Consider the following 18757-nt stretch of genomic DNA (forward strand, 5'->3'; position numbering starts at 1 on the left):
CCGTGTTAAAGGCGACCGGGAGGTAAATGTGTATAATTACGCCTTTCTCAGAAGAAGACTCCGGACAGTCCATGACCATTCAGAACATCATTTGCGATATTGACGGCGTGCTGATGCACGATAACGTGGCCGTTCCCGGTGCTGCAGAGTTTGTGGCGCGGGTGCTGGAAAAAAACATGCCGTTTGTCTGCCTGACGAACTACCCCTCGCAGACGGGCCAGGATCTGGCAAACCGCTTTGCTACCGCCGGTATTGACGTACCAGACAGCGTGTTTTACACCTCCGCCATGGCAACGGCCGATTTTCTGCGTCGCCAGGAAGGCAAGAAAGCCTATGTGGTCGGTGAAGGCGCACTGATCCACGAGCTGTATAAAGCAGGTTTCACCATCACCGATGTGAATCCGGATTTTGTGATTGTTGGTGAGACCCGTTCCTTTAACTGGGACATGATGCATAAGGCTGCTTTCTTTGTGGCTAACGGAGCGCGTTTTATCGCAACCAACCCGGATACCCACGGGCGTGGTTACTATCCGGCGTGCGGTGCACTTTGCGCAGGCATCGAGAAAATCTCCGGGCGCAAACCCTTTGTGGTCGGCAAGCCAAGCCCGTGGATTATCCGCGCCGCACTCAACAAAATGCAGGCGCACTCTGAGCAAACCGTGATCGTCGGCGACAACCTTCGCACCGACATCCTGGCCGGTTTCCAGGCCGGGCTTGAAACGATTCTGGTTCTGTCCGGCGTCTCAACCATGGATGACATCGACAACATGCCGTTCAGGCCGTCATGGATTTACCCCTCAGTCGCCGAGATCGACGTCATCTGACATCAAACCACGTCCCAGGACGTGGTTTTTTATTTTCGCCCCTACAAAACATGTATTCATCTAATAAAAACCGCCATTCACTGAATAATCATCAACAACACAGTGCAAAACATACGCGTTTTTTAGTATTCCCTAATCCTCATTGCACTATTTTCGTTTCCCTTGCTTATTCCCTTGCTTAGGTGGCCGCTTTCCGGCATTTTTTAAGGCATGCAACGACACAACATCACGCAACAGGGTTAACGGAGAAGTCGCTATGTGTTCTATTTTCGGTGTACTGGATATCAAAACTGACGCGGTAGAGCTGCGTAAAAAAGCGCTGGAGCTCTCCCGTCTGATGCGCCATCGCGGGCCGGACTGGTCGGGTATTTATGCCAGCGATAAAGCCATCCTCGCTCACGAACGTCTGTCGATTGTTGACGTCAACGCCGGTGCCCAGCCGCTGTATAACGAAAAGAAAACCCATGCGCTGGCGGTCAACGGTGAAATCTACAACCATCAGGCGCTGCGCGCGGAATACGGTGACCGCTATCAGTTCCAGACCGGTTCTGACTGTGAAGTTATCCTGGCGCTGTATCAGGAAAAAGGCCCTGAATTCCTCGACGATCTGCAAGGCATGTTCGCCTTCGCCCTGTATGACAGTGAGAAAGACGCTTATCTGATTGGCCGCGATCACATTGGGATCATCCCGCTGTATATGGGTCATGATGAGCACGGCAACCTGTATGTGGCTTCTGAAATGAAAGCCCTGGTGCCGGTTTGCCGCACCATCAAAGAATTCCCGGCGGGTAGTTACCTGTGGAGCCAGGACGGTGAAATTCGTCCTTATTATCAGCGTGACTGGTTTGATTATGACGCGGTGAAAGACAACGTCACCGATAAAAACGAGTTGCGTCAGGCGCTGGAAGATTCCGTAAAAAGCCACCTGATGTCTGATGTGCCTTATGGCGTGTTGCTTTCCGGTGGTCTGGACTCCTCCGTGATTTCCGCCATCACCAAGAAATATGCCGCTCGTCGCGTAGAAGATGACGAACGTTCAGAAGCCTGGTGGCCACAGCTGCACTCTTTCGCTGTCGGGCTGGAAGGCTCTCCGGACCTGAAAGCCGCGCAGGAAGTCGCTCACCACCTTGGCACCGTGCACCACGAGATTCATTTCACCGTGCAGGAAGGCCTTGATGCCATTCGTGACGTGATTTACCACATCGAAACCTATGACGTGACCACCATTCGTGCGTCCACGCCGATGTATCTGATGTCGCGTAAAATCAAAGCGATGGGCATCAAAATGGTGCTGTCTGGCGAAGGGTCCGACGAAGTGTTTGGCGGTTATCTCTATTTCCACAAAGCGCCAAACGCTAAAGAGCTGCATGAAGAAACCGTGCGTAAATTGCAGGCTCTGCACATGTTTGACTGTGCTCGTGCTAACAAAGCCATGTCTGCGTGGGGTGTGGAAGCGCGCGTGCCATTCCTCGACAAGAAATTCCTGGATGTGGCGATGCGCATCAACCCGCAGGATAAAATGTGCGGCAACGGCAAAATGGAAAAACACGTTCTGCGCGAATGCTTTGAATCTTATCTGCCAGCAAGCGTTGCATGGCGCCAGAAAGAGCAGTTCTCCGATGGCGTGGGCTACAGCTGGATTGACACGCTGAAAGAAGTGGCGGCGAAACAGATTTCCGACAAACAGCTGGAAACCGCAAGCTTCCGTTTCCCGTATAACACGCCGTCTTCCAAAGAAGCGTACCTGTACCGTGAAATCTTCGAAGAGCTGTTCCCACTGCCAAGCGCAGCAGAATGTGTGCCGGGTGGCCCGTCTGTCGCCTGCTCCTCTGCGAAGGCGATTGAGTGGGATGAAGCGTTCAAAACCATGAACGATCCGTCAGGCCGCGCAGTGGGTGTTCACCAGTCTGCTTATAAATAATCAGAACGGGCCCTTCGGGGTCCGTTTTTGCCATAACACTCAGCGGGTCTTCAGGGGCCCGTTGTTCTTTTTAAGCGTCAGATTTAGCCTAAATAATCCATTTTTGCCGATTATTCCGTCACGCTGTTCGCAACCTAACCAAACAGTCACATTCAGGGCATTTTCAGTGAAAAAGGTGTTGACGCTACAAAGCTCAATACGCATAATGCGCCCCGCAACGCCGATAAGGTAACGCGAAAAAAAGAGGGCTACGTAGCTCAGTTGGTTAGAGCACATCACTCATAATGATGGGGTCACAGGTTCGAATCCCGTCGTAGCCACCATCTTTTTTTGCGGGAGTGGCGAAATTGGTAGACGCACCAGATTTAGGTTCTGGCGCCGCAAGGTGTGCGAGTTCAAGTCTCGCCTCCCGCACCATTCCCAGGTAAGCGTTGCACGGATGGGGTATCGCCAAGCGGTAAGGCACCGGTTTTTGATACCGGCATTCCCTGGTTCGAATCCAGGTACCCCAGCCATTTTTTCTTCGATTAGCGGTTCTCCGCGGTATTGGGGTATCGCCAAGCGGTAAGGCACCGGTTTTTGATACCGGCATTCCCTGGTTCGAATCCAGGTACCCCAGCCATCGAAGAATGCAGTACTGGCTACGTAGCTCAGTTGGTTAGAGCACATCACTCATAATGATGGGGTCACAGGTTCGAATCCCGTCGTAGCCACCATATTTTATTGGGGTGTCGCCAAGCGGTAAGGCTCTGGTTTCTGATACCAGCATTCCGGGGTTCGAATCCCTGCACCCCAGCCAAGTTCCAAACGATGTACCAGCGAAAAGAAAATCTGATGGGGTGTCGCCAAGCGGTAAGGCTCTGGTTTCTGATACCAGCATACCGGGGTTCGAATCCCTGCACCCCAGCCACTTTTCTGCTCACATCGTGAAGTCAACAATTTATTGGGGTGTCGCCAAGCGGTAAGGCTCTGGTTTCTGATACCAGCATACCGGGGTTCGAATCCCTGCACCCCAGCCAATAAACAGAAAAGCTCGCTTACGCGGGCTTTTTTGTTTTCAGTCGTTTTATTTGCCTGTAATTTATACGTTCATTGTCTTCAGGACGAATTCCAATGAACTACCAAACGACAACACTGTGGTTCTACAACCCCTACATATTCCTTGTCCTGGCTCTCTGTCTGGGATGCTTGTTTCTCGGCTTAACGAGCCCACTGTTCTACATCGTGATGACAGGTGTGGTCCTGCCCGTTGTCGTGTCTATGCGCCTTCATACTTTGAGTGAAACCGGGAGCGCCTGGCTTATCAAAGAGCGCTCCGACTGGATGCTGTACCTCACTGCAATACCGATTCAGGAACAACGTTCGACGCTGAACAATCCCTGTTTTTCATCGCCAGAGCGTTTGCAACAATTCTTCTTAAGAGGATTTGGCGGCAAGCTTGCCATCCAGGTCGTGGCGGTGGTGATGCTTTTTAACCAGGGAAAAGAAATTGAGTTGATGAGCTTTGCAGGGCTGGTCGAAGCCCTTTTGCTGTGTCTGTTGGTTATCCTGCTGGCCTCCACCTTAAGAACATTAAGCCAGATCAGAAAGCAGCAATGGGAAATTCAGACAATCACTTCGAAAGCCGGCACTGTGTGGTACCAGGCCTTATTCCTGAACAAACAGAAAGCACAACCCGCCTTAAGCAAGCTGTGCTCTTTGGTGTGATTACAGCCCTAAAGCATATTTCAGCGCCTGGCGTTTCAGCACGCCAGCGCGTTCAGCCGCCATCAGGCCGATATTACGCAGCATCCTCAGCGGCGCGAGGTCGTTGCTGAAGCTGGCGTAGAACAAATCCATTCCCGACTGCATCACGTAGTTATCGGCCATCCGCCGCGTTTGATAGCGCTTCAGAACTTGCAAGCTCGCCCAGTCTTCACCCTGACTACGCGCATTCGCCAATACGTCGAGTAGCGCATCCACATCACGATAACCAAGATTTACGCCCTGCCCGGCCAGCGGATGAATGGTATGCGCAGCGTCGCCGACTAACGCCAGTGCTGGCTGCACATAGCGCAAAGCGTGGCGTCTCGTTAACGGGAAAGCTCCCGCAGCAACTGCTTTGACATTGCCCAACCGCGCAGGGAAGTTTTGACGGATTTCTTGATCAAGCTGTGGCAAAGACAACGCCTGAAGCTGGCGAATTTTTGCGGGAGAGTCATACCAGACCAGCGAGGCCCAGCGATCAAACAGTGGCAGGAAAGCGCGTGGGCCCGCGGGTGTGAATTGCTGCCAGGTGCTGTCACCCGGATCTTGTTCACACTCGACGGTTATCAACATACACGATTGCTGATACTGCCAGGCATGGGTCCCAATGCCCGCCATCTGGCGTACCTGAGAGTTAGCTCCATCGGCACCGATCACCAACTTCGCACGCAGCTCACTGCCATCCCTAAAGTTAAGCAGATAGCCCTGCGGTTCATGCAGCATCGTTTCTAGCGTGGCGGGTACACACAATTGCACATTGTCATGGGCTTGCAACGCCTGCCACAACGCGAGTTGCAGAACATTGTTCTCCACCATATAACCAAGCTCTGGCAGCTTCAGTTCTGCGGCATTAAACACCACATGCGCACTTTCCCACTCCCAGGTTTCAAGCTGGCGATAGCGATGCGTTCGCATCCCTTGAATCGCCTCCCAAACGCCTAACCCGCGCAGCAATCCCACCGAGGCGGCGCTGATGGCAGAAATACGCACATCGGGCTGACTTGAAGCGTCGAACGCCGGTGGCGTGGTTTGTTCGATCACCGTGACAGTGAATCCCTGCTGCGCCAGCCCCAGCGCCAGCGCTCCGCCTACCATTCCGCCGCCGACAATCGCGACATCTGTTTGTTGAGTGCTCATGGTCAATAATCCTTAAACCTGAATCTCTTAAGTTTACCGGATTTTTTCCCCCTTTGGGCGAAGGCTCGGTCATACTGGTCACACTCGCCGCAAAGCATTACAATACGCGCCCTGCGTTCCTTAGAGCAAAGCTAAGTCGATGACAAAAAAACTCCACATCAAAACCTGGGGCTGTCAGATGAACGAATACGATTCATCAAAGATGGCCGATCTGCTGGATGCCACTCATGGCTATCAACTGACCGACATCGCGGAAGAAGCCGACGTGCTGTTGCTGAACACCTGCTCGATTCGTGAGAAAGCGCAGGAGAAAGTGTTCCATCAGCTAGGACGCTGGAAGCTCATTAAGGCAAAACGCCCGGACGTGATTATCGGCATTGGTGGCTGCGTGGCTTCTCAGGAAGGCAAGCTCATTCGCCAGCGCGCCCATTACGTCGACATCATTTTTGGCCCGCAGACCCTGCACCGCCTGCCGGAAATGATCACTTCTATTCGGGAAATGCGCGACCATCGCAAGCCGATCATTGACGTTAGCTTCCCGGAAATCGAAAAATTCGACCGCCTGCCAGAACCGAAAGCCGACGGCCCAACGGCCTTTGTCTCAATCATGGAAGGCTGCAATAAATACTGCACTTACTGCGTGGTGCCTTACACCCGCGGCGAAGAAGTCAGCCGTCCAACCGACGATATTTTGTTTGAAGTCGCCCAACTGGCGGCTCAGGGCGTGCGTGAAATTCATCTGCTTGGCCAGAACGTGAATGCCTGGCGTGGAGCGAACTACGACGGCAGCACCGGGTCATTCTCCGAACTGCTGCGTCTGGTGGCCGCCATCGACGGCATCGACCGTCTCCGTTTCACCACCAGCCATCCTATCGAATTCACGGACGACATCATTGACGTTTACCGTGACACGCCGGAGCTGGTGAGCTTCCTGCACCTGCCTGTTCAGAGCGGCTCTGACCGTATCCTGAACCTGATGGGCCGTACGCACACCGTGCTGGAGTACAAAGCGATTATTCGTAAGCTGCTGGTGGCACGCCCGACTATCCAGATAAGCTCTGATTTCATCGTTGGCTTCCCGGGGGAAACCAACGAAGACTTCGAGAAGACGATGAAAGTCATTTCTGACGTCAATATGGATACCAGCTACAGCTTTATCTTCTCTGCCCGTCCAGGTACGCCAGCCGCCGATATGGTCGATGACGTGCCGGATGAGGACAAAAAACAGCGTCTGTATATCCTGCAGGAACGAATCAACCAGCAGGCGATGGCCTGGAGCCGCCGGATGATAGGCACCACTCAGCGTATTCTGGTGGAAGGCACTTCCCGTAAGAGCATTATGGAACTGACGGGCCGCACCGAAAATAACCGCGTGGTTAACTTCGAAGGCACGCCAGACATGGTGGGCAAATTCGTCGATGTTGAAATCGTTGACGTGTATACCAACTCACTGCGCGGCAAAGTGGTTCGCACCGAAGCTGAAATGGGCCTGCGCGTTGCGCAATCTCCGGAATCTGTGATTGCCCGCACCCGTAAAGAGAACGATCTCGGCGTCGGCGTGTTCCAGCCATAATCTTGTCGGCCTGCCCCAGCGGCAGGCCCTTGTTTTTCCTCGCCCTGCCCCCCACATAAATTGCAATGCTTGCACCTTTAAACGCTTGCGAGAATAATTTCCTTAGAGCACGTGGAACTCCTACGCACATTGTCAGCCAGAAGAGGAACAGTTTGAATACAGAAACCCGTGAAATCACCCTCGAGCCAGCGGACAACGAACGCCTGCTGAGCCTCTGTGGCCCGTTTGATGACAACATCAAACATCTGGAACGCCGTCTGGGCATCGAAATCAACCGTCGCGACAACCATTTTAAACTGACCGGACGCGCTATCTGCGTGAACGCAGCCGCCGATATTCTGCGCAGCCTGTATGTCGACACCGCGCCAATGCGCGGCCAGACGCAGGATATCGACCCGGAACAAATCCACCTCGCCATTAAAGAAGCGCGTGTGCTGGAACAAAGCGCAGAAAGCGTCCCGGATTACGGCAAAGCCATTAACATCAAGACCAAGCGTGGCGTTATCAAACCGCGCACGCCGAATCAGGCACAGTACATCGCCAATATTCTCGACCACGACATCACTTTCGGCGTTGGCCCGGCGGGGACAGGCAAAACCTATCTCGCGGTTGCCGCTGCGGTTGATGCACTTGAGCGTCAGGAAATTCGCCGCATTCTGCTGACTCGCCCTGCGGTGGAAGCCGGGGAAAAACTGGGCTTCCTGCCTGGCGATCTGAGCCAGAAAGTCGACCCGTATCTGCGTCCGCTGTACGACGCCTTGTTTGAGATGCTCGGTTTCGAAAAAGTCGAAAAGCTTATTGAACGCAATGTCATTGAAGTCGCACCACTTGCCTATATGCGTGGACGTACCCTGAACGATGCTTTCATTATTCTCGACGAAAGCCAGAACACCACCATCGAACAGATGAAGATGTTCCTGACCCGTATTGGCTTTAACTCGAAAGCGGTCATCACCGGCGACGTGACGCAGATTGACTTGCCACGCAACGTGAAATCCGGCCTGCGCCACGCGATTGAAGTGCTGGCGGAAGTCGATGAAATCAGCTTTAACTTCTTCCACAGCGAAGACGTTGTGCGCCACCCGGTGGTGGCCCGTATCGTCAATGCCTATGAAGCGTGGGAAGAAGCAGAACAGAAACGCAAAGCTGCCGAAGCAGCAGAACGCAAGCGTGAAGCGCTGGCGGCGCAAACCCAGGAGCAAAAATGAGTTCGGTGATGTTGGATTTGCAGCTGGCCTGCGAAAACGAAAACGGCCTGCCACAAGAGGCCGCCTTTCAACGCTGGCTGGATGCAACGATTCCTGCGTTTCAGGAAGAGTCAGAAGTCACCGTACGTCTGGTGGACGAAGCCGAAAGCCACGAGCTGAACCTGACTTATCGCGGCAAGGACAAATCCACCAACGTGCTCTCCTTCCCGTTTGAAGCGCCACCGGGTATGGAATTGCCGCTGCTTGGCGATCTCATCATCTGCCGTCAGGTGGTCGAGCGCGAAGCGGAAGAACAAGGCAAACCGCTGGAGGCGCACTGGGCGCATATGGTTGTACATGGCAGTCTGCATCTGCTGGGCTATGACCATATCGAAGACGAAGAAGCGGAAGAGATGGAGAGCCTGGAAACAGAGATAATGCTTGCTCTGGGCTATGATGATCCGTACATTGCCGAGAAAGAATAACCTGTGCGGCGGCTCACCGCCGCGCTGGCATTTTATGCTGTCTGACGCTGAGTTTACGCGCAGCAGCCACGATTTCCCTAACATGAGACCCCATACGACGCCATGAGCGACGACAACTCACACAGTAGCGACACCTTAAACAGCAAAAAGGGATTCTTCTCCCTCTTACTGAGCCAACTGTTCCACGGCGAACCGAAAAACCGTGATGAACTGCTGGCGCTGATCCGTGATTCCGGGCAGAACGATCTTATCGACGAAGATACTCGTGACATGCTCGAAGGGGTAATGGATATCGCCGACCAGCGCGTCCGCGACATCATGATCCCCCGCTCGCAAATGATTACCCTGAAACGCAACCAGACTCTGGATGAGTGCCTCGATGTCATTATCGAATCGGCACACTCGCGTTTCCCGGTTATCAGCGAAGACAAAGATCATATCGAAGGGATTCTGATGGCCAAGGATCTGCTGCCGTTTATGCGCAGCGATGCCGAAGCTTTCAGCATGGATAAAGTGTTACGCCAGGCGGTGGTGGTACCGGAAAGCAAGCGTGTTGACCGCATGCTCAAAGAGTTCCGTTCCCAGCGCTACCACATGGCGATTGTGATTGACGAATTTGGCGGTGTGTCGGGTCTGGTGACTATCGAAGACATTCTGGAACTGATCGTCGGCGAAATTGAAGACGAATACGATGAAGAAGAAGACATCGATTTCCGTCAGTTAAGCCGTCACACCTGGACGGTGCGCGCGCTGGCTTCCATCGAAGACTTCAACGAAGCCTACGGCACCCACTTCAGCGATGAAGAAGTGGATACCATTGGCGGTCTGGTGATGCAGGCGTTCGGGCATCTGCCTGCCCGCGGCGAATCCATTGACATCGATGGTTACCAGTTCAAAGTTGCGATGGCGGACAGCCGCCGTATCATCCAGGTACATGTCAAACTTCCGGAAGATGCCCCCCAGCCGAATCTGGAAGACTAATTTAACGGGACGACAACGCTAAATGGCATTTGCCCCTCTGATTGAACGCCAGCGCGTACGCTTGCTGCTGGCGCTACTTTTCGGCGCCTGCGGAACGCTGGCATTTTCTCCTTATGATTTCTGGCCTGCGGCGATCGTCTCGCTGATGGGTCTTCAGGGATTAACCCTCAACCGTCGGCCGCTGCAAAGCGCATGGATTGGTTATTTCTGGGGCTTAGGTTTATTCGGCTCTGGCATTAACTGGGTTTATGTCAGTATCGCCCAGTTTGGCGGTATGCCCGGCCCGGTGAACGTGTTCCTGGTGGTATTGCTGGCAGCTTATCTGTCGCTTTATACCGGTCTGTTCGCGGGCATTCTTTCCCGCTTGTGGCCTAAAGCGACCTGGCTACGTGTGGCGATTGCGGCTCCCGTCGTCTGGCAAATCACCGAGTTTCTGCGCGGTTGGGTCTTAACCGGCTTCCCGTGGCTGCAGTTCGGCTATAGCCAGATTGATGGCCCACTGAAGGGGCTGGCCCCGGTGATGGGCGTGGAGGCGATTAACTTCCTGCTGATGATGGTCAGTGGCCTGCTGGCGTTGGCGCTGGTCAGCCGCAACTGGCGTCCGTTGGTGGTTGCCGTGGTGCTTTTCGCGCTGCCTTTCCCGTTGCGTTACATTCAGTGGTATCAACTGCTGCCTGACCGTACCACGCAAGTGTCGCTGGTTCAGGGCAATATTCCCCAGTCGCTGAAATGGGATGAAAAGGAGCTTCTGAATACGCTCCAGATCTATCTCGATGCCACTGAAAAAGTGATGGGCAAGTCACAGCTCATCATCTGGCCGGAATCAGCGATCCCCGATCTGGAGATCAACCAGCAGCGTTTACTGAGCATGATGGACGATATGCTGCGCGCGAAAAACAGCTCGCTGATAACAGGTGTGGTGGATTCACGTCTTAACGCCAAAAACCGTTACGACACCTACAACACCATCATCACGCTGGGGAAAGATAACCCCTACAGCTACAACTCTACCGATCGCTACAATAAGAACCATCTGGTGCCTTTTGGTGAGTTTGTTCCGCTGGAATCTATTCTGCGCCCTCTCGCACCGTTCTTCGATCTGCCGATGTCATCCTTTAGCCGTGGGCCGTATGTTCAGCCACAGCTTTCAGCCCATAATCTGAAGCTGACGGCGGCTATCTGCTACGAGATCATTCTCGGCGAGCAAGTGCGTGATAACTTCCGCCCGGATACCGATTTCCTGCTAACCATCTCTAACGATGCCTGGTTTGGTAAATCCATCGGTCCGTGGCAGCACTTCCAGATGGCAAGAATGCGTGCGCTCGAACTGGCTCGCCCTCTTCTGCGCAGTACCAACAACGGGATTACTGCGGTGATTAATCCACAAGGTGACGTGCAGGCGATGATCCCGCAGTTCACCCGCGAAGTGCTGACCACTACCGTGACGCCAACATCTGGCCTGACGCCTTACGCCCGTACAGGCAACTGGCCGCTGTGGATCATCACTGCGCTGTTTGGTTTTGGTGCGCTGGTGATGAGCCTGCGAAAACGTTCGAGGTAAACAGCAAAAGCGTCTCTAAAGAGACGATTTTTAGTGTTCTCTCCCTCTCCACGTGGGAGAGGGTCGGGGTGAGGGCACCAGACCGCACTTTCGCAACGGCTTATCTGCCGGGCAGCACTCCGTTTGCCCGGCCTACATTTCCCCTCTCCCTTTCATTAAAAACCATTTCTGGCACGCCAATTGCTTTGTTATTTCAGTGAGCTGCGTATTTTGCGCAGGTGCGACTAAGTTGCACCAACAGCGTCCATCGGTGGCACCTTTTCGGTGCAAGCCAGGATTTTTGCCTTAAAACGGTGCGGCGCACTTCGCAAAAACAAACAATATCGCAGCAAAATCTTTACATTAAGCCAAACTAAATGTTAACAAACAGGCTTAATACTGCACACAAAAGTGGCAGGCAATAACAACACAACACTCACAATGGGTATCTGTGCGTCTCCACGACGCCACGATAAGGAGTTGGATATGCAATTACGTAAACTGGCCACAGCAATGCTGGTGATGGGAATGTCCGCAGGCGTAGTCCATGCAGAAGACGCACCTGCAGCGGGCAGTACGCTGGACAAAATCGCCAAAAATGGTGTGATTGTGGTCGGCCACCGTGAGTCATCCGTACCATTTTCCTACTATGACAACCAGCAACAGGTTGTCGGTTACTCTCAGGATTACTCCAACGCGATCGTTGACGCTATCAAGAAAAAGCTGAACAAGCCGGACCTGCAGGTCAAACTGATCCCAATTACCTCTCAAAACCGTATTCCCCTGCTGCAAAACGGCACCTTCGACTTCGAGTGTGGCTCCACCACCAACAACCTCGAACGTCAAAAACAGGCTGCGTTCTCTGACACCATTTTCGTAGTCGGTACTCGTCTGCTGACCAAAAAAGGCGGCCCGATTAAAGATTTCGCTGACCTGAAAGGCAAAGCCGTGGTCGTGACCTCCGGTACCACTTCCGAAGTGCTGCTGCATAAGCTGAACGACGAGAAGAAAATGGATATGCGTATCATCAGCGCGAAAGATCACGGTGACTCCTTCCGTACTCTGGAAAGCGGCCGCGCCGTTGCGTTCATGATGGATGATGCGTTGCTGGCTGGCGAACGTGCAAAAGCGAAGAAACCAGACAACTGGGAAATCGTCGGCACCGCGCAGTCCAAAGAAGCTTACGGCTGCATGCTGCGTAAAGATGACCCACAGTTCAAAAAGCTGATGGATGACACCATCGCTCAGGCTCAGACTTCCGGTGAAGCCGAGAAGTGGTTTGATAAGTGGTTCAAAAACCCAATCCCACCGAAAAACCTGAACATGAACTTTGACCTGTCAGACGACATGAAAGCGCTGTTCAAAGCACCAAGCGACAAGGCGCTTAACTAATTAAAACAACGATGGGCGGGTTCGCCTGCCCTCTCGATTGCGAGGAAATACGGACAGACTATACGCCGAGGGGTCGTTCCCCACTCGGCATGAATTAAAATTACCCTGTGCAGGGTAAAGGTTTCCTTAGCAGTCTTCGAGGGTAGCGCTGCTACCCTTTTTTTTTCGGAGTCCATTTATGTCAATCGACTGGAACTGGGGTATTTTTTTGCAACAAGCCCCGTTCGGCAACACCACCTATCTGGGCTGGCTGTGGAGCGGCTTTCAGGTCACCGTTGCGTTATCTGTAACGGCCTGGATTATCGCTTTCCTTGTCGGCTCGCTGTTCGGCATTCTGCGCACCGTCCCTAACCGTTTCCTTTCCGGAATCGGCACGTTGTACGTAGAACTGTTCCGTAACGTTCCGCTAATCGTTCAGTTTTTTACCTGGTATCTGGTGATCCCAGAGCTGCTGCCGGAAAACATCGGCACCTGGTTTAAGTCTGAGCTTGACCCTAACATTCAGTTCTTTGTTTCCTCCATGCTCTGCCTGGGGCTGTTCACCGCTGCGCGTGTTTGTGAGCAGGTGCGTGCCGCAATCCAGTCTCTGCCACGTGGACAAAAAAATGCAGGCTTAGCGATGGGCTTAACGCTCCCGCAAACCTACCGTTACGTGCTGCTGCCTAATGCCTATCGCGTGATCGTGCCACCGATGACCTCTGAGATGATGAACCTGGTGAAAAATTCGGCCATTGCCTCAACGATTGGTTTGGTCGACATGGCCGCACAAGCAGGGAAACTGCTGGACTACTCGGCGCATGCCTGGGAATCCTTTACCGCCATCACCCTCGCCTATGTGTTTATTAACGCGGTTATCATGCTGGTGATGAATATTGTTGAACGCAAAATCCGCCTGCCGGGCAATATGGGAGGCAAATAATGTACGATTTTGACTGGAGTTCAATCGTCCCTTCCATGCCATACCTGCTGGCTGGTCTGGTGATTACGCTGAAAATCACCGTCACGGCCGTGGTTATCGGTATCGTCTGGGGCACAATCCTTGCGGTAATGCGTCTCTCCACCTTCAAACCGGTGGCCTGGTTTGCAACAGCTTATGTGAACGTGTTCCGTTCGATTCCGCTGGTGATGGTGCTGCTGTGGTTCTATTTGATAGTACCTGGCTTCCTGCAAAACGTGTTGGGGCTATCACCGAAGACGGACATCCGTCTGGTGTCGGCGATGGTGGCCTTTTCCATGTTTGAAGCGGCTTACTATTCCGAGATAATCCGTGCCGGTATTCAGAGTGTGTCTCGCGGTCAGGGCAATGCGGCGTTGGCGCTGGGGATGACCCAATGGCAGTCAATGAAGCTAATTATCCTGCCACAAGCGTTCCGTGCGATGGTGCCGTTGCTGCTGACGCAGGGCATTGTCCTGTTCCAGGATACCTCGCTCGTCTACGTGCTAAGCCTTGCCGACTTCTTCCGTACCGCCTCCACCATTGGCGAGCGTGACGGAACCCAGGTTGAGATGATCCTGTTTGCCGGGGCCGTCTATTTTGTTATCAGTTTGAGCGCCTCGCTGTTGGTCAGCTATTTGAAGAAAAGGACCGTGTAATGATTTCCCTGAAAAATGTTTCGAAATGGTATGGTCACTTTCAGGTGCTGACCGACTGCTCCACGGAAGTGAAAAAAGGCGAAGTGGTGGTGGTTTGTGGCCCTTCAGGGTCCGGCAAATCTACGCTGATCAAAACCGTGAATGGCCTGGAACCCGTGCAGCAAGGCGAAATTCTGGTCAACGGCACTAAGGTCAACGACAAGAAAACCGACCTGGCCAAATTGCGTTCTCACGTGGGTATGGTGTTCCAGCACTTTGAGCTGTTCCCACACTTGTCGATTATTGAGAACCTGACACTGGCACAGGTCAAAGTCCTCAAGCGCGATAAAACGGCTGCACGCACCAAAGGCCTGAAGCTGCTTGAGCGTGTTGGGCTTTCCGCGCATGCCGATAAATTCCCCGCACAGCTCTCCGGCGGCCAACAACAACGTGTGGCGATTGCCCGCGCGTTGTGTATGGACCCGGTGGCGATGCTGTTTGACGAACCCACTTCCGCGCTTGATCCAGAGATGATCAACGAAGTCCTGGATGTCATGGTGGAACTGGCGCACGAAGGGATGACGATGATGGTGGTGACGCACGAAATGGGCTTTGCCCGCAAAGTAGCCAACCGCGTAATCTTTATGGATGAGGGCAAGATTGTCGAAGACTCCGACAAAGATGACTTCTTCAATAACCCGCAATCAGACCGTGCGAAAGACTTCCTGGCGAAGATTTTGCATTAACGATAGGTGCGGTCTGATGCCCTCTCCCCGCCCCTCTCCCACGTGGAGAGGGAGCAAACACTAAAAACCTTCTCCACTGAGAAGGTTTTGCTTTTACCTTGTGCGGTCTGATGCCCTCTCCCCGACCCTCTCCCACGTGGAGAGGGAGCAAACACTAAAAACCTTCTCCACTGAGAAGGTTTTGCTTTTACCTTGTGCGGTCTGATGCCCTCACCCCGACCCTCTCCCACGTGGAGAGGGAGCAAACACTAAAAACCTTCTCCACTGAGAAGGTTTGGCTTTTACCTTGTGCGGTCTGATGCCCTCACCCCGACCCTCTCCCAAGTGGAGAGGGAGCAAACACTAGCCCCTCCAGTAAGGAGGAGCGCATTTATCACGGCTCAAAAGCCTTACGCTGAAACTGGTCGTGACCGCATTTCGGGCACAACGGCAGCACATCCGGTGAATATACCGCCAGATGGAAATGGCACTTCTCGCAAACCAGATTACCCAGCCCTACCACCTCGCCGCTGTGATACACGCCATGATGATTCAAATCCTGGAAAACCTCGCGCCATTCCAGCTGTGTTTTGTCGGTGATGTCTGCCAGTTCTTGCCAGATACTCTCTTTAATCACCCGTAAAAAAACGCTGTCTTTTAGCTCGTCCTGGCTTTCGTTGTAACTGATGGCAAACTCTTCCAGATCACGCCGAACAGCACGCGTCAGCTCTTCAATTTCGGTTCGGGTTAACTCCCCGGTCTGGCTAACACTCGCGCGTGCTTGCTCAACCAGCGCGTCAATATCGCGCTCGCCATTGCGCAGGCGTTCCGTCAGTGTCGTCACCAGTTCACGATAATATTGAGCAACCTTGTTCATTGTTTCATCTCCCGGGCGGTTAACGTCTTCTAATAGTAGACCTTATTTCCCACACGCTTTGTCAGTTCAGCCACAGACTCGGTAAATAAACGCCAGCCTGGAGTGTGTGAAAGGCTGTTTTGACGTGCGCGTTTGGGCTATGCTATGCGGATCTGAATGACCACATCCATTGGCTACGTTTGTAGCTGTATTGAAAACAGGACCACTGGCTGCCATGCAAGAGCAATACCGCCCGGAAGAGATAGAATCGAAAGTCCAGCAACACTGGGACGAGAAGCGCACATTTGAAGTGACTGAAGACAACAGCAAAGAGAAATACTATTGCCTGTCGATGCTCCCCTATCCTTCTGGCCGACTACACATGGGCCACGTGCGTAACTACACCATTGGTGATGTGATTGCCCGTTACCAGCGCATGCTGGGCAAAAACGTGCTGCAGCCTATCGGTTGGGATGCGTTCGGCCTCCCGGCAGAAGGCGCGGCGGTGAAAAACAACACTGCACCTGCACCGTGGACCTACGACAACATCGCCTACATGAAAAACCAGCTGAAAATGCTGGGCTTCGGCTATGACTGGAGCCGTGAACTGGCGACCTGTACCCCGGAATACTACCGTTGGGAGCAGAAGTTCTTTACCGAGCTGTATAAAAAAGGCCTCGTGTACAAGAAAACCTCTGCCGTTAACTGGTGCCCGAACGATCAGACCGTTCTGGCCAACGAACAGGTTATCGACGGCTGCTGCTGGCGCTGCGACACCAAAGTTGAGCGTAAAGAAATTCCACAGTGGTTTATCAAAATCACTGCTTACGCGGATGAACTGCTCAACGATCTGGATAAAATGGATCAGTGGCCAGACACCGTTAAAACCATGCAGCGCAACTGGATTGGCCGTTCCGAAGGGGTAGAAATCTCCTTTGATGTCACCGATTACACGGACAAACTGACGGTCTACACCACCCGTCCAGACACCTTTATGGGTGCGACGTATCTGGCCGTTGCAGCTGGCCACCCGCTGGCACAGCAGGCTGCGGCGAACAACCCAGAACTTGCCGCCTTCATCGACGAATGCCGTAACACCAAAGTTGCCGAAGCTGACATGGCAACGATGGAGAAGAAAGGCGTCGATACTGGCTTTAAAGCCATTCACCCGCTGACCGGCGAAGCGATTCCGGTATGGGCGGCGAACTTCGTGCTGATGGAATACGGCACCGGCGCAGTCATGGCCGTTCCTGGTCACGATCAGCGCGACTACGAATTCGCCAGCAAATACGGTCTGAACATCAAGCCCGTTATTCTGGCCGCCGACGGCTCAGAACCAGACCTCTCCGAACAGGCATTGACCGAAAAAGGTACCCTGTTCAACTCCGGCGAATTCAGCGGTCTGAGCTTCGAAGCAGGCTTTAACGCCATTGCCGATAAGCTTGCAGCGCTGGGCGTTGGTGAGCGTAAAGTTAACTTCCGTCTGCGCGACTGGGGTGTTTCCCGTCAGCGTTACTGGGGTGCACCGATTCCAATGGTGACGCTGGAAGACGGTACCGTGATGCCAACGCCTGAAGATCAACTGCCGGTTATTCTGCCGGAAGACGTGGTCATGGACGGGATCACAAGCCCAATTAAAGCCGATCCTGAGTGGGCAAAAACCACCGTAAACGGTCAGCCTGCACTGCGCGAAACGGATACCTTTGACACCTTTATGGAGTCTTCCTGGTACTACGCGCGTTACACCTGCCCGGACTATCAGGAAGGCATGCTGGATTCAGATGCTGCCAACTACTGGCTGCCCGTCGATATCTACATCGGCGGTATCGAACACGCCATCATGCACCTGCTGTATTTCCGCTTCTTCCACAAACTGATGCGCGATGCAGGCATGGTGAACTCTGACGAGCCAGCCAAACAGCTGCTGTGTCAGGGCATGGTGCTGGCAGACGCATTCTATTACGTCGGTGAAAACGGCGAGCGCAACTGGGTGTCTCCGAAAGACGCCATTGTTGAGCGCGACGAAAAAGGCCGTATCGTAAAAGCGAAAGACAACGCGGGCCATGAGTTGGTGTACACCGGCATGAGCAAAATGTCGAAGTCGAAAAACAACGGCATCGACCCGCAGGAAATGGTTGAGCGTTACGGCGCAGACACCGTACGTTTGTTCATGATGTTTGCCTCCCCAGCCGATATGACGCTGGAATGGCAGGAATCCGGCGTTGAAGGCGCGAACCGCTTCCTGAAGCGCGTCTGGAAGCTGGTTTATGAGCACACCTCTAAAGGCCCGGTTGCGGCACTGAATGTTGATGCGCTGAGCGAAGATCAGCAGGCTCTGCGTCGCGACGTGCATAAAACCATCGCCAAAGTGACCGATGATGTTGGTCGTCGTCAGACCTTCAACACCGCGATTGCGGCTGTGATGGAACTGATGAACAAGCTGGCGAAAGCCCCGACTGAAGGCGAGCAAGATCGCGCGCTGATGCAGGAAGCATTGCTGGCTGTGGTTCGCATGTTGAACCCGTTCACCCCACACGTGAGCTTCACCCTGTGGCAGACGCTGGGCGGCGAAGGTGATGTGGATAACGCACCATGGCCGGTTGCAGACGAAAAAGCGATGGTTGAGAACACCACGCTGGTTGTCGTACAGGTTAACGGCAAAGTTCGCGGCAAAGTCACCGTGCCGGTGGATGCGACCGAAGAGCAAGTTCGTGAACGCGCAGGCCAGGAACATTTGGTTGCGAAATATCTGGAAGGCGTTACCGTGCGTAAAGTAATTTACGTACCGGGTAAACTGCTCAACCTGGTCGTTGGCTAA

At 53.4% G+C, this 18757-nt stretch carries 15 protein-coding genes and 8 tRNA genes; 21 read left to right on the forward strand and 2 right to left on the reverse strand.

Going from position 1 to position 18757, the window contains the following annotated elements; all coding sequences use genetic code 11:
* Positions 1-71 precede the first annotated feature (71 nt).
* The 11 genes from ACI2I2_RS18575 to ACI2I2_RS18625 all read left to right on the forward strand — a co-directional run bounded on the left by ACI2I2_RS18575 (position 72) and on the right by ACI2I2_RS18625 (position 4452).
* Positions 72-824: an HAD-IIA family hydrolase gene (locus ACI2I2_RS18575; protein WP_404659280.1), complete on the forward strand. Its 753-nt coding sequence runs from the start codon at positions 72-74 to the stop codon at positions 822-824.
* A 256-nt stretch (positions 825-1080) separates the two neighbouring features.
* A complete protein-coding gene (gene asnB, locus ACI2I2_RS18580) occupies positions 1081-2745 on the forward strand; it encodes an asparagine synthase B (protein WP_404659229.1) in 1665 nt (554 codons plus the stop codon).
* 246 nt (positions 2746-2991) lie between these two features.
* Positions 2992-3068, forward strand: a tRNA-Met gene (locus ACI2I2_RS18585).
* 9 nt (positions 3069-3077) lie between these two features.
* Positions 3078-3162, forward strand: a tRNA-Leu gene (locus ACI2I2_RS18590).
* 23 nt (positions 3163-3185) lie between these two features.
* Positions 3186-3260, forward strand: a tRNA-Gln gene (locus tag ACI2I2_RS18595).
* Positions 3261-3292: 32 nt separating this feature from the next.
* Positions 3293-3367 (forward strand) — tRNA-Gln (locus tag ACI2I2_RS18600).
* Between the two features lie 17 nt (positions 3368-3384).
* Positions 3385-3461, forward strand: a tRNA-Met gene (locus ACI2I2_RS18605).
* An 8-nt stretch (positions 3462-3469) separates the two neighbouring features.
* Positions 3470-3544 (forward strand) — tRNA-Gln (locus tag ACI2I2_RS18610).
* A gap of 36 nt (positions 3545-3580) precedes the next feature.
* A tRNA-Gln gene (locus tag ACI2I2_RS18615) sits at positions 3581-3655 on the forward strand.
* 34 nt (positions 3656-3689) lie between these two features.
* Positions 3690-3764: transfer RNA gene (locus ACI2I2_RS18620), tRNA-Gln, on the forward strand.
* A 94-nt stretch (positions 3765-3858) separates the two neighbouring features.
* Positions 3859-4452 (forward strand): hypothetical protein, encoded by a 594-nt coding sequence (locus ACI2I2_RS18625; protein WP_404659230.1) that lies wholly within the window; start codon positions 3859-3861, stop codon positions 4450-4452.
* Here ACI2I2_RS18625 and ubiF read toward each other — a convergent pair whose 3' ends face one another.
* Positions 4453-5628, reverse strand: coding sequence for a 3-demethoxyubiquinol 3-hydroxylase (ubiF, locus tag ACI2I2_RS18630; protein WP_404659231.1), 1176 nt, complete (start codon positions 5626-5628; stop codon positions 4453-4455). It lies immediately after the preceding gene.
* 139 nt (positions 5629-5767) lie between these two features.
* Here ubiF and miaB point away from each other — a divergent pair, with 139 nt between their 5' ends.
* The 9 genes from miaB to ACI2I2_RS18675 all read left to right on the forward strand — a co-directional run bounded on the left by miaB (position 5768) and on the right by ACI2I2_RS18675 (position 15104).
* Positions 5768-7201: a tRNA (N6-isopentenyl adenosine(37)-C2)-methylthiotransferase MiaB gene (gene miaB / locus ACI2I2_RS18635; RefSeq protein ID WP_404659232.1), complete on the forward strand. Its 1434-nt coding sequence runs from the start codon at positions 5768-5770 to the stop codon at positions 7199-7201.
* Positions 7202-7353: 152 nt separating this feature from the next.
* Positions 7354-8409, forward strand: coding sequence for a PhoH family protein (locus ACI2I2_RS18640; protein WP_404659233.1), 1056 nt, complete (start codon positions 7354-7356; stop codon positions 8407-8409).
* On the forward strand, positions 8406-8873 hold the full coding sequence (ybeY, locus tag ACI2I2_RS18645; RefSeq protein ID WP_404659234.1) for an rRNA maturation RNase YbeY: 468 nt from the start codon (positions 8406-8408) through the stop codon (positions 8871-8873). Before ACI2I2_RS18640 ends, ybeY begins: the two co-directional genes overlap by 4 nt.
* A gap of 102 nt (positions 8874-8975) precedes the next feature.
* Complete coding sequence (gene corC / locus ACI2I2_RS18650) at positions 8976-9854, forward strand: CNNM family magnesium/cobalt transport protein CorC (protein WP_330984475.1); 879 nt, start codon at positions 8976-8978, stop codon at positions 9852-9854.
* A 22-nt stretch (positions 9855-9876) separates the two neighbouring features.
* A complete protein-coding gene (gene lnt, locus ACI2I2_RS18655; RefSeq protein WP_404659235.1) occupies positions 9877-11415 on the forward strand; it encodes an apolipoprotein N-acyltransferase in 1539 nt (512 codons plus the stop codon).
* Positions 11416-11880: 465 nt separating this feature from the next.
* On the forward strand, positions 11881-12786 hold the full coding sequence (locus ACI2I2_RS18660) for an amino acid ABC transporter substrate-binding protein (RefSeq protein ID WP_404659236.1): 906 nt from the start codon (positions 11881-11883) through the stop codon (positions 12784-12786).
* Between the two features lie 178 nt (positions 12787-12964).
* Positions 12965-13705, forward strand: coding sequence for an amino acid ABC transporter permease (locus ACI2I2_RS18665; protein WP_404659237.1), 741 nt, complete (start codon positions 12965-12967; stop codon positions 13703-13705).
* Complete coding sequence (gltK, locus tag ACI2I2_RS18670; RefSeq protein WP_330984480.1) at positions 13705-14379, forward strand: glutamate/aspartate ABC transporter permease GltK; 675 nt, start codon at positions 13705-13707, stop codon at positions 14377-14379. The genes ACI2I2_RS18665 and gltK overlap by 1 nt, the downstream gene beginning before the upstream one ends.
* Positions 14379-15104 (forward strand): amino acid ABC transporter ATP-binding protein, encoded by a 726-nt coding sequence (locus ACI2I2_RS18675; protein ID WP_404659238.1) that lies wholly within the window; start codon positions 14379-14381, stop codon positions 15102-15104. Before gltK ends, ACI2I2_RS18675 begins: the two co-directional genes overlap by 1 nt.
* A 373-nt stretch (positions 15105-15477) precedes the next feature.
* Here ACI2I2_RS18675 and ACI2I2_RS18680 read toward each other — a convergent pair whose 3' ends face one another.
* Positions 15478-15960, reverse strand: coding sequence for a zinc ribbon-containing protein (locus ACI2I2_RS18680; protein ID WP_404659239.1), 483 nt, complete (start codon positions 15958-15960; stop codon positions 15478-15480).
* Positions 15961-16174: 214 nt separating this feature from the next.
* On the opposite strand from ACI2I2_RS18680, the gene leuS reads away from it, so the two are divergent.
* Positions 16175-18757 carry a leucine--tRNA ligase gene (leuS, locus tag ACI2I2_RS18685; protein ID WP_404659240.1) on the forward strand — a complete coding sequence of 861 codons (2583 nt, stop codon included), beginning with the start codon at positions 16175-16177 and terminating at the stop codon, positions 18755-18757.

Origin of the sequence: Scandinavium sp. NPDC088450 (assembly GCF_044900545.1) — a bacterium.
Taxonomy (GTDB): domain Bacteria; phylum Pseudomonadota; class Gammaproteobacteria; order Enterobacterales; family Enterobacteriaceae; genus Scandinavium.

What these genes read in the sequence shown, in the direction of transcription:
- ACI2I2_RS18660 (WP_404659236.1), top strand. Translation starts at nt 11,881, where the DNA reads ATGCAATTACGTAAACTGGCCACAGCAATGCTGGTGATGGGAATGTCC.
- ubiF (WP_404659231.1), bottom strand. Translation starts at nt 5,628, where the DNA reads ATGAGCACTCAACAAACAGATGTCGCGATTGTCGGCGGCGGAATGGTA.
- leuS (WP_404659240.1), top strand. Translation starts at nt 16,175, where the DNA reads ATGCAAGAGCAATACCGCCCGGAAGAGATAGAATCGAAAGTCCAGCAA.
- ACI2I2_RS18575 (WP_404659280.1), top strand. Translation starts at nt 72, where the DNA reads ATGACCATTCAGAACATCATTTGCGATATTGACGGCGTGCTGATGCAC.
- ACI2I2_RS18680 (WP_404659239.1), bottom strand. Translation starts at nt 15,960, where the DNA reads ATGAACAAGGTTGCTCAATATTATCGTGAACTGGTGACGACACTGACG.
- ACI2I2_RS18675 (WP_404659238.1), top strand. Translation starts at nt 14,379, where the DNA reads ATGATTTCCCTGAAAAATGTTTCGAAATGGTATGGTCACTTTCAGGTG.
- ACI2I2_RS18625 (WP_404659230.1), top strand. Translation starts at nt 3,859, where the DNA reads ATGAACTACCAAACGACAACACTGTGGTTCTACAACCCCTACATATTC.
- ACI2I2_RS18665 (WP_404659237.1), top strand. Translation starts at nt 12,965, where the DNA reads ATGTCAATCGACTGGAACTGGGGTATTTTTTTGCAACAAGCCCCGTTC.
- ybeY (WP_404659234.1), top strand. Translation starts at nt 8,406, where the DNA reads ATGAGTTCGGTGATGTTGGATTTGCAGCTGGCCTGCGAAAACGAAAAC.
- miaB (WP_404659232.1), top strand. Translation starts at nt 5,768, where the DNA reads ATGACAAAAAAACTCCACATCAAAACCTGGGGCTGTCAGATGAACGAA.
- gltK (WP_330984480.1), top strand. Translation starts at nt 13,705, where the DNA reads ATGTACGATTTTGACTGGAGTTCAATCGTCCCTTCCATGCCATACCTG.
- lnt (WP_404659235.1), top strand. Translation starts at nt 9,877, where the DNA reads ATGGCATTTGCCCCTCTGATTGAACGCCAGCGCGTACGCTTGCTGCTG.
- asnB (WP_404659229.1), top strand. Translation starts at nt 1,081, where the DNA reads ATGTGTTCTATTTTCGGTGTACTGGATATCAAAACTGACGCGGTAGAG.
- corC (WP_330984475.1), top strand. Translation starts at nt 8,976, where the DNA reads ATGAGCGACGACAACTCACACAGTAGCGACACCTTAAACAGCAAAAAG.